This window comes from Flavobacterium sp. J27, from assembly GCF_004303025.1.
Taxonomy (GTDB): domain Bacteria; phylum Bacteroidota; class Bacteroidia; order Flavobacteriales; family Flavobacteriaceae; genus Flavobacterium.
On the sequence record NZ_PJQW01000010.1, the window covers coordinates 70613 to 83037 of the forward strand.

A 12425-nucleotide genomic window follows, 5' to 3' on the forward strand; every position below is an offset into this window, starting at 1 on the left:
ATTCGTATGAAATCTTGTTTTTGTGGCTCAGGAAATCCTTTTGAAGTTTGTTGCGAACCTTTTTTACAGGGTACCAAAATTCCTCTATTTCCTGAACAACTCATGCGTTCGCGATATACGGCTTATGTAGTTCAAAATGCAAGTTATTTATTGAATACAACGCATGTGTCGCAACGAAAATTATATTCTAAAAATGAAATTTTAAAATGGGCTAAAGCCAATACTTGGGTCAAGCTAGAGGTAATTCGAGCTGATAAAGCTATAGTAGAGTTTAAAGCCTATTATTTAGATGAAAGATTACAACCTCAAATACATCATGAAAAATCTACGTTTAAACAAGAAGCAGGGAAATGGTTTTATGTTGACGGACAATTTTACTAAAATTTTAAAATAACATCATAGTATTCATGATGTTTTTTAAATTCTTTTACCCCTTCTTTAAATGTTAAATAAGGATTGTTGTAGTGCTCATGATTCATTTTACTTATTTTATACATATAATGAAAATGACGTGTCAATTCTTTCCATCCATAAAATAAAGAATGTTTTGGGTCGTATATATGTGTAGGTTCACTTAACGCACCATTTATTTCCACAATTTCAAAATTTGATCCTTTTTCTAATTGTTCATAGCTTTCAAACATAATGTCCATTCGTCCAAAGTAAAAACCATTAATTTCGGAACAAATTGTATTGAAAGTATCGATGAGTTGTGGAGTAATATAATGACTAGAATCGATAAATTTTGAACCTCTACAATGGTTACCATAAGGCACTAGATTGCGCTTTTCACCATCAGCCAAAACCTCTTGCATTTTTTCTTGTAACTCGTTCTTTAAAACAGGAATTTGAAAGGCATAGCGCGGATTTTGTAAAAGTAATTCTTCAATAGTATTTTTTCCATTTCCAGTTATAATTAAAAATTCTTTTTCAACAATCCCAGTAATAGTTCCTTTTTCTTGATTTGGGTAACGCACATAAAAAAGCCCTATTTCTTTTGTATAAGGAATTAAATTTTGAATAAGATAATTAAAATCTGCTTTTTTATGATAGGCAGCCAGTTCTTTTTCATCGGTAATTCTTTTTACTGCAGTGCCTCTTAAACCTACATCAGGTTTGGCAATAAACGGAAAGACAATTTGTGCTGTCTCACAAGCTTTACTAATGGTTTCAAAGGATTGGTCTTGTTGTATTAAAACGGTTTTTGGATAATATTTTTGTGGAATTAAATCATAAATTTCTTTCTTTGATTCCATCAAAAAACCACCATTTCTAATGGTAGGATTAGAAGCATTAAAATAAAAAAAAGATTGGGTACGCAACACATAATAAATGTATTGGAAATAAACAGGAATGTATACAATTTGGTAAGGCCAATATTCCCAATGTGTTATTTTATGTAAGCGTAATTTTATCTTATTCATGATTCTAAGAGATCAATATAATGTATTTCATTTTTTTCCAAATGGTCGACAACTTGTGTAATACTTACGGTTTTAAGAATATTATTTCTATTAATTTGTAAACCAAACTCTGTATTTTCATTTTCTGTAAATTGATGAAAATGGCATAATTTTTCAGCTGTAATTGAAGTGGTTTCCTCCAAAAAATTAAAAAACCATTGGGATCTTTCTGCTCTGATTTCTTTGGAATATAAAGTAGATGATGACCATATATATGCTTTGTTAGTATCTAATTCGATATCACTTTTCGCTACTCCATCCCATTGCAATTGATGTAATTTTTTATTTTCAAAAAGAACAATAGTAAAAGGTTCAATACCTTCTAAAGAAATTGTTTGCCAAGTTTCTAACACATTTGGAGAGGCTATTAAATCGATAACAATAAGCCCTCTGCTTTTTCTGTAGTGCGCTTTTGGAATATGCTTTTCTTGAGCACCATTTAATAAAACTACTGTTGCTGTATTTGATTTGGCAAACCAAGTTCCACCCCCTTTTTGATCTTTAGGAAAGGTAATTTTATAATTATTTATGGTATACTCTTTTGGAGGAATAGCCCTAGGTCTTGCGATTTGTTCATCTCGATTAGAGGTAAGGCAATAACCAGTAGATAAAGGCACGTAGGTTACTGTACACATTGCGATTTATATTCTAAAGTAGATTTGGCAATACCAAAATTATCGGGTAAAATTATGTTTTTGTATTTCATTACTGCTACTTTAATCAAAGCTTGATGATGAATACTATGTTCTAGGTTGTAAAGTAATTCTCTGAAATAGTTTGTAGGAATTCTAAAGTTTGCTTTTTGCATACCATCTTCTAGAAATAAATCTTTATTTGGTAGATTGATAGTATTTAAAATGTTTGTGATGGCATTTTTAGCTTCGATTATAGAACTTTGTATCGCTAAATTTCGTTTCCTTTTATCATAATTAATTACACCTAAATCATAATTTTCGGTTAAGCATTGATATAATTCTATAATATGACGTGTGTGTTCGCCTATAGTAGCATTGCTTAATTCTGAATTACAAAAGGTGTATTTTTCAGCGTCTAGTTGATCTAATAATGTCACAATTTCTAGGAAATTTCTCTGAATAGCTGGTACAAGCATATAGTGTTAGAATAAATTATTTATTAGGAATAAATTTTATAGAAACCGAATTCGTACAATAGCGTTTTCCAGTTGTTTCTTGCGGGCCATCGTCAAAAACATGCCCTAAATGGCCACCACATTTGGCACACATTACTTCGGTACGAATCATACCAAAACTAGTATCTTTTTCATAGATGACAGATCCAGGAACGGCTTGGTCAAAAGAAGGCCAACCGCAGTGTGATTCATATTTTGTATCTGAGGTAAATAATAAATTGTCACAAGCAGCACACACATAATTCCCTTTTTCAAAATGATCCCAATATTCTCCTGTATAAGGGCGTTCGGTTCCTTTTTTTCTTAAAACATCATATTCTTGGTCGGAAAGTTTTGCTTTCCATTCTGCTTCAGTTTTTTTAATTTCTGGTTCCATAACTTTTTTATTTTGAGCTAATATAACTTGCAATACTAACAAAAATAATAAAATAAATATTTTTTTCATAGTGATACTTTTTAGTGTAAAATGTAAAATACTAAAATAAAATTAATTTACTTTTTCTCAATTGTTTTCCAATTTTTATCGGCATTAGGTAACAATGTTGCTTCTTCTTTATTCCAAAGTTTTAATGTATTTGTTAGATATTTATTATAAAACAAATACAATTTGTTGTTAATTATTTTAAAAGTCTTTGGATCTACTTCCACTTTTTCACCAGATTTACCTATAGCATAAGCACACCAGCCACCATATTGAGGTTTGTACATATTACTATTCTTTTCAAAAGCTTCTTTATGACTTTGGGAAGCAAAAAAATAAGTAACACCGTTTTCATTTACACTAAAAGCCTCTTTTCCTTTTATTGCTTTATGATCTTGAAAATAAGCCACTACATCATAACCCTCTACAGCAATTTTATTGTTACTAAGATTCAAGTTACCAATGTTTTGCTGAGCATAAATAAAGGTACTTGTTAAAGAGAATAAAAATAAATATACAATTTTTTTCATAGGATTTGTAATTAAATTCTATGCAAATGTATTTTTTAATTTACTTTACGAATGTCAGCTACTTAACACGAATGTATTTTTAGGTATTTATTTCTAAATCTTTTAAATATTCTTCATACTCGTAGAAGAAACGCTCAAAGGCATCCATTTTTTCATAAAAGAAGTTAAAAGTTTTTTCCCAACTATCTTTGTTATTAATACTAACATCTGTTTTTTCCACCCAAATACGACTCACTTCTTTGCCGTTTTCTAAATAGAAATGAGGCTCAAAAATAGCATCTTCCAGAAAATCTTCAAGTAAAATAGTTTTTAAAGAATATACTTTTTCATAATAAATCGTTCTTTTATCATCGTCTTTTGGCTCTATTTCCAATAAAACTTGTGCTTTTTTGTTGTCTATATGAAATTTAAAGCTAAAGTCTTTAATTTTAGTGTTATACAAAAGCCATTTTCTTGGATAAGCTTCTGCAAAGGCAGTCCAAAACGACTTTTTTAATTGTAATGTTTCTTCTTTACTATACATTCTTTATTAAATTTTATATAATTTGAAAAAATTAGAGTAACTTTATAAGTTGTAAAAAACAAAATTATATGTTATTTCAGGATTTTATAAAATACATTCCAAAAATAAAAAAAGAAAAATTGCTAGCAGCCGATGCACATGCAAAAATGGCTCCTTTAGAACGTATTTCTTTTTTAAAGGAAGTAAGTTATGAAAACAAAAAACCAAGAGAAGCAGCTGTTTTAATGTTATTTTATCCTAAAGATGAAGTAACGCATTTAGCTTTAATTGTTAGAAACTCTTATCCTGGGGTGCACTCTTCACAAATAGGATTTCCAGGAGGGAAAGTTGAAATTGAAGATGCAAATCTGGAAGCAACTGCTTTAAGAGAGACACATGAAGAAGTAGGTATTGCTCCACATAAAATTGAAATCATTAAACCATTTAGCAAAGTATATATTCCACCAAGCAATTTTTTAGTATCTCCATTTATGGGGATTTCACACGAAGAATTGTCTTTTGTACCTGATCATGATGAGGTAAAATATGTACTCGAATTTCCGTTATTGGCATTTTTAGATGATCAATCGATTACCAACGTTCGAATGACTACTTCTTATGCTACAGATATTGAAGTACCTGCCTTTATGGTTGAAAAATATGTGGTTTGGGGTGCTACCGCTATGATGATGAGTGAGTTAAAAGAAGCTGTTAAAAATGCTATGGTAGAAAAATAGTGTTTTTTTAAGTTTTCTTAAAATTTTAATATAAAAAAGATAGGTTTTATTACATTTGTAGCCCTATTTTTATTTTAAATCTACTAGTATATGGGATTATTCAAAAGAAATCCTTTCGGACATATTTTATTTTTAAAGAAATGGTTAATTCGAATTGCAGGATCTTTTACACATAAACGTTATAGAGGTTTTAACAGTCTTCAAATTGATGGTTCTGAAATAATCAGATCTTTACCAGATACTAATGTGTTATTTATCTCAAATCATCAAACGTATTTTGCCGATGTTGTTGCCATGTTTCATGTTTTTAATGCGGCTTTAAAAGGAAGAGAAGATAATATTAAGAATGTAGGTTATCTTTGGAACCCCAAATTAAACATGTATTATGTAGCAGCAAAAGAGACAATGCAAGCGGGTTTGTTACCAAAGATTTTAGCTTATGCTGGGGCTATAACAGTTGAAAGAACTTGGAGAGCTGAAGGAAAAGATGTAAAAAGAGAAGTAAATCCAAACGATACTGAAAATATAAAATTAGCTTTAGATGATGGTTGGGTAGTTACTTTTCCTCAAGGAACAACTCGTTCCTTTAAACCAGTTAGAAAAGGAACGGCACATATTATATTACAGCATAAACCTATAGTTGTACCTATTGTAATTGATGGTTTTAGAAGATCATTTGATCGAAAAGGTCTTCGAATCAAGAAAAAAGGAATCTTACAATCATTTGTAATTAAGTCTCCTTTAGACATTGATTATGAAAATGATTCCGTTGAAACTGTAGTTGAAAAAATTGAATATGCAATTGAACAACATCCTTCTTTCTTAAAGGTTATCCCTGCTGAAGAGTTAGAAGAACAAGCAAAATTAGATAAAGAAAGAATGTGGAGATATTAAATTTTACATTATATTCTTTCTCTCTTACTTCTTAAAAATCCAACTTTTTAATTATATTATTACTTTACTTTTTAGTATGTCATATAAAAAAGATATGCTAAAAAGAAGAAGTTGGCGGACTCGACTTTCTAGCATATACAAACAAAAAACAAACAAAACTATAAATAAATTAAGTACTTATAGTTTATTTTTAAGACAGCAATATAATACTTTTTTTTAATTTATATTACTGTTTCTTTCCACTAATACTTTTTTTCCAACGCATAATATCACCATAAACATGGCTTAGATAATTAGGATCATTAGAAGGACCTGCCGGACTATAATCATGGTGACAAGTAAAGCAGGAACCGTTTTTTTCACTATACGTTGTTCCATTTTGAATATATGTTTCCATAGTTGAATTTGCTAATTGACTTGTCCCTATAGCAACTCCACTTCCTGAGTTTGTTGGAGAATAACTTACACCAGTAGGAGGTAAACCACTATCAGTCCAAGTAGAACCAATAAAGAAATAATGTTTACGAACATCATTACCTACAAGTTGTGAAAATACCGAATTGTTAATAGAAATTACCTGGCTATTTGAAGCAGCTACTGATGCGTTTTCAGGATTCGGTACACCAGCATTGGCAACTCCCCAAGGTTTTGTTCTGGAAGAATTACTCGGACTAACTGTATTGTTTTCAGGAGCACCTGCAAAGTTTGCATAAATACTATCTGCTTTAAATTTCATATGTGAAATATTAATATTCACAGTATCATTTGCATTCGAATTTAAAATCCAATCACTTCCTGTATTTGCTCCAACGTGTCTCAAACTGTTGTTTTTGTCTAAATAGCTATAACTTAAAGCAGGAGCGGTTTTTTGATGTTCAAAAGTAGACCAAACCATTTCAGGATGACCCGCTGTACTTCCCACAATATGAACGCCTAGTAATGCTAACTTTGTTTTTACAGATTGATCTAAAATCGTCCATTTTGTAGGTGTCTTATCATAAGTTGGAATTGTAGCATCAATAACAATGTAATTGCTCAATTCGCTCGCATCTATAGTACTTGCTTCTACCCAAGAAGTTTTAATTTCGATAGCTAATGCATTTGCATCTGGTAACTTGATGCCTTTACCATTAGCGTAATTTACGATACTATCTAATTCTTGTTGTGTTGTAGGAAATTGTTTTCCACTCATTTTCCCATCATTAACAGCCGAAAGGAATTCTGCATAGACATCGTTTACCATTGTAATATAATATACCATGGCACTGTCTTGAGACATTAAAGCATCTCCTGTAGCCTGTCCTTCTTCGCTATCGTTGCTGTCTACTTGAAAACTCTTTTCTAAGGTAGGCATAGCGCTTAAGATAGTACCAGGTGTATGTGGTATTAGTTTTCTTTCATTATTTCCAAATTCTGTTGAAACCGTATAGAAAATAGGTGATTCAAAAACGGTTTTTCCTGAAACAGGACTTGGTGAGGTAATCCATAAAAACATTTGTTGTGACCATTTATAAAAATCACAATTATCTTTATGTCCAAAGGTAACACTGTTAGCAGGATTTACGACTCCATTTTCTGTTGCTTTACCAGAAGCAAACCAAGAATTAAAAGTTAATGAATCGACTACACAAGAGGGTAATACATCTTGAGGCAAATTGTTAGTTATAACGGCTACATCTTCTATTTCTTCTATAGGTTCTTCTTTTTCTTTTGGTTTACAAGAAATACCTAAGGTTAGTCCTAAGAGGACTAAAAAGCTAAATTGGGTTACTGTTTTTTTCATCTGTTTATTTGAATTTAGTTGATTGGTAAATCAAAAATATGAAAATAAGACTAAAATCATATAGGTATAATTACCTGTTTTTCATAAAAAAAGCGCTTTTATTATTAATAAAAGCGCTTTTTAAAAAAGATTATGTTTATGTTATTTTATTATTATTTTTTGCAACATACGATCGTTTTCATTGGAAATCAATTCTAATAGATAAATCCCCTTTGTAAGCGAACTAACATCTAAAACTTGCGAATTACTAAAGCTGTCTTTTTCGATTATTTTATGACCTACAATATCATAGATAACTATTTTTTTCAGTGTTGTTTTAGCTGTACTAATAGTTAAAATATCATGTGCAGGATTTGGATAAATTTGTACTGTTTCAAAAGTAAAACTTCCCGTAGATAAGGCACTCACAAATTCTGTCTCAAAAGTATTAGTTACAATTGCAGGATTAAAGTCAAAATAAATGGATGCGGTATTAGGAATAATATCTCCTATTGCATATCCAGGCATTGGCTTAATTTTAAAAGTAATATATCCTTTTCCAATGGTAGAATTAGGTTGTGAAACAGGTAACATAATATTATTAAATTTCCATACCATATGCTTATTAATACGATCCATTTCATAAGTATGACTCGCACTAACCATTTCAAGGGTGTTTTCGTCTAACATATTATTTAAATAGTCTTCTACTCTAATATTAATAGCACTTGCATTTCCTGTGTTTTCAAATCGAATAGTGTAAAATAAATAATCTTCAGAAGTGAAACTACTATGTACAATTTCAGGACCATGACTTTCCATCTTATCGTTTGGATCATAAGCATTTACCACAATGGAAGATAAAGTAGCGTCATTATTAGCTAGAATAATATCATTTGCTATTGGCGCTATTGATGCTTCACTAACCAGAATATCTCCAGCATTTACAGTTGGAACCACAGGCACAGAAAGATCTACATCTATAGTTCTAATTTCAAAAGGTAAAAGGTTTGTAAAATTATACGTAAAACCAGTTGCAGTTGCAGTAGTACTCGGATTAGTCATAGCAATTGTAGTTGGAGACGGTTTTGTAAATGTAACAGTACCAGACACTATCGTTTGATTGCCAAGATTAGCATAGATTACTTTATTAATATAGTTAAAACCTGGTCTAGGTTGGTTAACAGGTACAATAGCGACACTTAAATCATCATACGTTTGAGTAGGAACAATTGGAAAATAATAAGTTGTCATTCCTGCAGATGGCGATATTGCTGTATAATTTGTTGACACAGTATAATTAGAACTATAATTTGATAAAACATTGAAACTTACATCATAGGTGTTTGAAGTACCATTGGTATCATAAATATTAAATATGCCTTCAGGATTTGTAATATTATGAATAACACCATCGTTATTTTGTTCATAGGTTAAACTTCCTAAAGGGAAATTTAATTCACCCACATCTTGTATACCATTGTTATTGATGTCTAAAAACGAAATAAAGGTAAAACCTGTACAGTCTATAGAACCAGTGGAAGTTGGTAAATCAGAGATTGAAATGAAGCCACTATTATTTGAAAAATTAGTAACCATTAATAAATAATATTCTCCAGCTTGTGCATTTTGAATTACAGGATGCTCTATTGCTGAAGCAGAATAGCTACATGAAACTATATTGTTAGCACCATATTGATTACAAGCTGCCATTGGGTTAGAAAAAGGACCGTACACAATATAATCAACATCTTGATTGTCATAGGTTGGGGCATTATTTCCTTGCTTTATTTCTAAATTAATTGTTCCAGAAGTAGCTATAGGTAAATAAAACCAAGTTGGGTTAGGTGTAGAACCTAAACAGCCAGCAGATCCTAAAGACCCCATACCTGTTGTGTTTAAGAATGGAGCTCCTAATGAATTACAAAGAGAGTTAGCATTGCCACAATTGGATGCTGCATTACAATTAGCTTGTGCTACTAATGTACGTGGATAGATAAGGTCGCAACCATTTGGAACGATTTCTCTAACATAAATAGTACTGTTTAGAACAGTAGCATTTAAAGAATAGTTTGAAGGTGTGCTTATAGGGTTGTTTAAATTAGTCGCATTAGCAAATGAAGTATAATAGGATAAGCTATTTGTAGTAGACAAAATGGCTTGTGCGGTAGTTAAATCATAATTAATAATTCCGTTACTATCAGCATCACACTCTACTAATACAGGCAACGCAGGCATTTGTTGATAAAAAGCCACCACAACGTTAAATGAATTAATTTCTAAAACAGACGGATCCGATATTTTAGTTAGCCTAGAGTAAAGTACTTCATTTTGATTAATACAATACGGACTAGCAATAGGGTTACTATTGTTTTGAGCATCTATTAAGGTGCTATAATAGGTAATCACATGGTCATTTGGATCATGATTTCCTAGTATGACATTATCATTATCATTCAAATTAAAACAAACTAATCCATTGGAGTTAGCACAATTCGACAAATTCTGTGGTAAGGCATAACATGTAGGATTAGTATAAGTAATCATAATAGGAGTACTCATCTCAGTTGGAGAACATACTGAATGTAAATAAATTTCATAAGCCGCACCACAAATTAATCCATCAATAACAAAAGGGTTGGTTTGAGTATATATTGCATTTCCACTACCAGGAGCAGATCCAGCAGGATTAATCTCAATCATCCATTCTGTAACATTAGCATTGTTTTCTGTCCATCCTAAAGTAATAGAATTAGAGGTACTTGAAGTAACAAGTAAATCAGTTGGAGCACTACATTGCGCCCGAAGCTGTAAAGCCGATACTGATAAAATTAAAAGTAATAGTAAATTCTTTTTCATAGATTTATAATTTATTAAGCTATAAATATATAAAAAAAATAGTACAACTAATGAGTTAATTGTTAATAGGATACATTCTATTTTAAAAGTAGATTAATTTTAAATACTCCTTCCTAGCACAAACATAGTATCTTGGTTACTATCAATAATAATTTTGCTAATGCCATTTTCCATTGCAATATCTAAAACATCTTTTGCAGGAATAGAAACATAAGGTTTGGTTTCTTGCGCCCATACTAAAAGTGTTTCTTGTGAGGTAAAAGCTCCTAAGACAATTTGATTGTCCACTTCAAAAACAGAGGTAAATGTCATTTGAGTTCCTTTTTCAACAGTACTCCATCCGTGTTCATCTTTATGTTCTCCTTTTACGGGTTCAGCTGTTGGAATAACTAAGAAAGCATGTTCTCCTTGTAATTCATTAAAAACAGCCATAAAAGTATCTTGATTTTGATTGTTTTGGAAAGCTTTAATATTTTTTATAAGTGTTGTATTATCAGGGGTAAAAGTATCAGACATGGTTTTGTATTTAATTCTGGAAGCAAAAATAGGAATTTAAAAAGAATAACAAGTATTCGAGTCAAATTCGATTGTTAAAATAAAGAAGTTTGAACGGCTGGTTGCACCTCACCAGTAAAAGGAAATGTTGCAATAATTTCAAATTGTTTCTTTTGCAAATCTAATTTGCGTAAAGCAATGCTTTGGCATAAAAAAGAAAGTGTTTCGGGAACAAAGAGTTGCTCCGCTATACTGATTTGATTAGTATTTAATTTTCGAGCAATCGATACATGTGGATCATTACTTTTGTACATGTCTTTAACTTTTAAACGACTCGTGAAAGATTTCATTATAGGTTTTAAATTTTCTTTAGAATCAAGAGTAGGACACAGGAAAAAAGCACCATTTGGATACGTTCCAAAAGTAGCTAAGGTAACTGAAACAGGTAGTGTTGTTTTGGCTATGTTTGTGAGTTGTAATTGTAGTTGGGCTATAGCACTAGCGTCACTTTTAAATTCGCATACAGTAATGTGTGCCAATGCATTTTTACTGTGGAACCAACCTATTTCTTGGGCTAATTGTTCTTTCATTTGCTTTACCTTAGTCACAATAGTATCATTTGGAATAAAAGCAAGCGAATAGGTTTCTAACATGGTAGCATTCTTTTTTAGAGACTACAAATTTACACAAAGAAAAACGGCAACCCCATAAAGTTTTTATATATTTATGTGAGATTATTTAGGATAAAAACAATATGGGTGATAAAATTGGGTTAAAAGAAGCCATTTCTATTGGAATTGGTGGAATGGTAGGCGGTGGTATTTTTGCTGTTCTAGGTTTGGCAGTTGCTTTAAGTCAGGGAGGTACTCCTTTTTCTTTTTTTATAGCAGGTATTCTAGCATTTATTACGTCTTACAGTTATGCTAAATTATCCTTAGCTTTTCCAGATAGAGGGGGAACAGTCAAATTCATAAATGAAGGTTTTGGAAGGACTATTTTTAGTGGAGGAATTAACAATCTGTTATGGATTAGTTATATTATCATGCTAGCATTGTATGCTTCAGCTTTTGGATCTTATGCGCCCAATTTATTTAAGATAACCACCTCAGCTACGATAGATTTTCACATCTATGCATCGGCTATTATAATATTAGCCACTTTAATTAACTATTATAGTGTAAAAGTGGTGAGTAAAATAGAAACTCTGGCAGTCGGAATTAAACTTATTATTCTCTTGGGTTTTGTAGGCTTAGGTTTGTATGGTTTATTTGGAAATCCAAATGTAAGTCAGTTAGCATTATCTCATTGGGAACCCCCATTGCAATTAGTTACAGGTGGTATGGTTATTTTTGTAGCTTATGAAGGGTTTGAATTAATAGCCAATGCCGTTCCGGATATTGAAAATCCAGAAAAAAATGTAGCCAAAGCTTATTATTATGCTGTTGCTTTTGTAATTTTACTTTATATTGTTATTGCTATTGTTACTGTTGGTTCCTTGCCATTTAAACAAATTGCTGCAGCACAAGATTATGTATTAGCAGAAGCAGCTAAACCTATGATTGGACAGGTGGGATTTACTATTATTACTATTGCCGCTTTAATTTCAACCTTT

Annotated in this window: 14 protein-coding genes; 4 read left to right on the top strand and 10 right to left on the bottom strand. The window is 31.2% G+C overall.

Annotated features, from left to right (window positions below):
• The first annotated feature begins 6 nt into the window (after positions 1-6).
• Positions 7-381, top strand: a complete 375-nt coding sequence (locus tag CX675_RS14100; RefSeq protein WP_130735890.1) for a YchJ family protein — start codon at positions 7-9, stop codon at positions 379-381.
• Here the strand turns inward: CX675_RS14100 and CX675_RS14105 are convergent.
• From CX675_RS14105 to CX675_RS14130, 6 genes are all read right to left on the bottom strand, one after another.
• Complete coding sequence (locus CX675_RS14105) at positions 378-1424, bottom strand: D-alanine--D-alanine ligase (protein WP_165396055.1); 1047 nt, start codon at positions 1422-1424, stop codon at positions 378-380. The two genes, CX675_RS14100 and CX675_RS14105, sit on opposite strands and share 4 nt — an antisense overlap.
• A complete protein-coding gene (locus tag CX675_RS14110; RefSeq protein WP_130735891.1) occupies positions 1421-2098 on the bottom strand; it encodes an NRDE family protein in 678 nt (225 codons plus the stop codon). Before CX675_RS14110 ends, CX675_RS14105 begins: the two co-directional genes overlap by 4 nt.
• Positions 2086-2574: a DinB family protein gene (locus CX675_RS14115; protein ID WP_130735892.1), complete on the bottom strand. Its 489-nt coding sequence runs from the start codon at positions 2572-2574 to the stop codon at positions 2086-2088. Before CX675_RS14115 ends, CX675_RS14110 begins: the two co-directional genes overlap by 13 nt.
• A 16-nt stretch (positions 2575-2590) precedes the next feature.
• Positions 2591-3058 carry a peptide-methionine (R)-S-oxide reductase MsrB gene (gene msrB / locus CX675_RS14120; protein ID WP_130735893.1) on the bottom strand — a complete coding sequence of 156 codons (468 nt, stop codon included), beginning with the start codon at positions 3056-3058 and terminating at the stop codon, positions 2591-2593.
• A gap of 47 nt (positions 3059-3105) precedes the next feature.
• On the bottom strand, positions 3106-3564 hold the full coding sequence (locus tag CX675_RS14125) for a YHS domain-containing (seleno)protein (protein WP_130735894.1): 459 nt from the start codon (positions 3562-3564) through the stop codon (positions 3106-3108).
• Positions 3565-3643: 79 nt separating this feature from the next.
• The gene (locus tag CX675_RS14130) at positions 3644-4087 is read right to left on the bottom strand and encodes a DUF4268 domain-containing protein (RefSeq protein WP_130735895.1); all 444 of its coding nucleotides are present in this window, start codon (positions 4085-4087) and stop codon (positions 3644-3646) included.
• Between the two features lie 68 nt (positions 4088-4155).
• Here CX675_RS14130 and CX675_RS14135 point away from each other — a divergent pair, with 68 nt between their 5' ends.
• Positions 4156-4803, top strand: a complete 648-nt coding sequence (locus CX675_RS14135) for a CoA pyrophosphatase (RefSeq protein WP_130735896.1) — start codon at positions 4156-4158, stop codon at positions 4801-4803.
• A 90-nt stretch (positions 4804-4893) separates the two neighbouring features.
• A complete protein-coding gene (locus CX675_RS14140) occupies positions 4894-5697 on the top strand; it encodes a 1-acyl-sn-glycerol-3-phosphate acyltransferase (RefSeq protein WP_130735897.1) in 804 nt (267 codons plus the stop codon).
• Positions 5698-5923: 226 nt separating this feature from the next.
• Here CX675_RS14140 and CX675_RS14145 read toward each other — a convergent pair whose 3' ends face one another.
• The 4 genes from CX675_RS14145 to CX675_RS14160 all read right to left on the bottom strand — a co-directional run bounded on the left by CX675_RS14145 (position 5924) and on the right by CX675_RS14160 (position 11466).
• Complete coding sequence (locus CX675_RS14145) at positions 5924-7480, bottom strand: hypothetical protein (RefSeq protein WP_130735898.1); 1557 nt, start codon at positions 7478-7480, stop codon at positions 5924-5926.
• A gap of 141 nt (positions 7481-7621) precedes the next feature.
• Positions 7622-10318, bottom strand: coding sequence for a T9SS type A sorting domain-containing protein (locus tag CX675_RS14150; protein WP_130735899.1), 2697 nt, complete (start codon positions 10316-10318; stop codon positions 7622-7624).
• A 99-nt stretch (positions 10319-10417) separates the two neighbouring features.
• Positions 10418-10834: an SseB family protein gene (locus tag CX675_RS14155; protein WP_130735900.1), complete on the bottom strand. Its 417-nt coding sequence runs from the start codon at positions 10832-10834 to the stop codon at positions 10418-10420.
• A gap of 74 nt (positions 10835-10908) precedes the next feature.
• Positions 10909-11466: a 2'-5' RNA ligase family protein gene (locus tag CX675_RS14160; RefSeq protein WP_130735901.1), complete on the bottom strand. Its 558-nt coding sequence runs from the start codon at positions 11464-11466 to the stop codon at positions 10909-10911.
• Positions 11467-11567: 101 nt separating this feature from the next.
• Between CX675_RS14160 and CX675_RS14165 the strand changes: the two genes are divergently transcribed.
• Positions 11568-12425 (top strand): APC family permease (locus CX675_RS14165; RefSeq protein WP_240723645.1); only part of this gene is annotated, 858 nt, incomplete at its 3' end.

What these genes read in the sequence shown, in the direction of transcription:
- CX675_RS14155 (WP_130735900.1), bottom strand. Translation starts at nt 10,834, where the DNA reads ATGTCTGATACTTTTACCCCTGATAATACAACACTTATAAAAAATATT.
- CX675_RS14145 (WP_130735898.1), bottom strand. Translation starts at nt 7,480, where the DNA reads ATGAAAAAAACAGTAACCCAATTTAGCTTTTTAGTCCTCTTAGGACTA.
- CX675_RS14160 (WP_130735901.1), bottom strand. Translation starts at nt 11,466, where the DNA reads ATGTTAGAAACCTATTCGCTTGCTTTTATTCCAAATGATACTATTGTG.
- CX675_RS14130 (WP_130735895.1), bottom strand. Translation starts at nt 4,087, where the DNA reads ATGTATAGTAAAGAAGAAACATTACAATTAAAAAAGTCGTTTTGGACT.
- CX675_RS14105 (WP_165396055.1), bottom strand. Translation starts at nt 1,424, where the DNA reads ATGAATAAGATAAAATTACGCTTACATAAAATAACACATTGGGAATAT.
- CX675_RS14140 (WP_130735897.1), top strand. Translation starts at nt 4,894, where the DNA reads ATGGGATTATTCAAAAGAAATCCTTTCGGACATATTTTATTTTTAAAG.
- CX675_RS14135 (WP_130735896.1), top strand. Translation starts at nt 4,156, where the DNA reads ATGTTATTTCAGGATTTTATAAAATACATTCCAAAAATAAAAAAAGAA.
- CX675_RS14100 (WP_130735890.1), top strand. Translation starts at nt 7, where the DNA reads ATGAAATCTTGTTTTTGTGGCTCAGGAAATCCTTTTGAAGTTTGTTGC.
- CX675_RS14125 (WP_130735894.1), bottom strand. Translation starts at nt 3,564, where the DNA reads ATGAAAAAAATTGTATATTTATTTTTATTCTCTTTAACAAGTACCTTT.
- CX675_RS14110 (WP_130735891.1), bottom strand. Translation starts at nt 2,098, where the DNA reads ATGTGTACAGTAACCTACGTGCCTTTATCTACTGGTTATTGCCTTACC.
- CX675_RS14150 (WP_130735899.1), bottom strand. Translation starts at nt 10,318, where the DNA reads ATGAAAAAGAATTTACTATTACTTTTAATTTTATCAGTATCGGCTTTA.
- CX675_RS14115 (WP_130735892.1), bottom strand. Translation starts at nt 2,574, where the DNA reads ATGCTTGTACCAGCTATTCAGAGAAATTTCCTAGAAATTGTGACATTA.
- msrB (WP_130735893.1), bottom strand. Translation starts at nt 3,058, where the DNA reads ATGAAAAAAATATTTATTTTATTATTTTTGTTAGTATTGCAAGTTATA.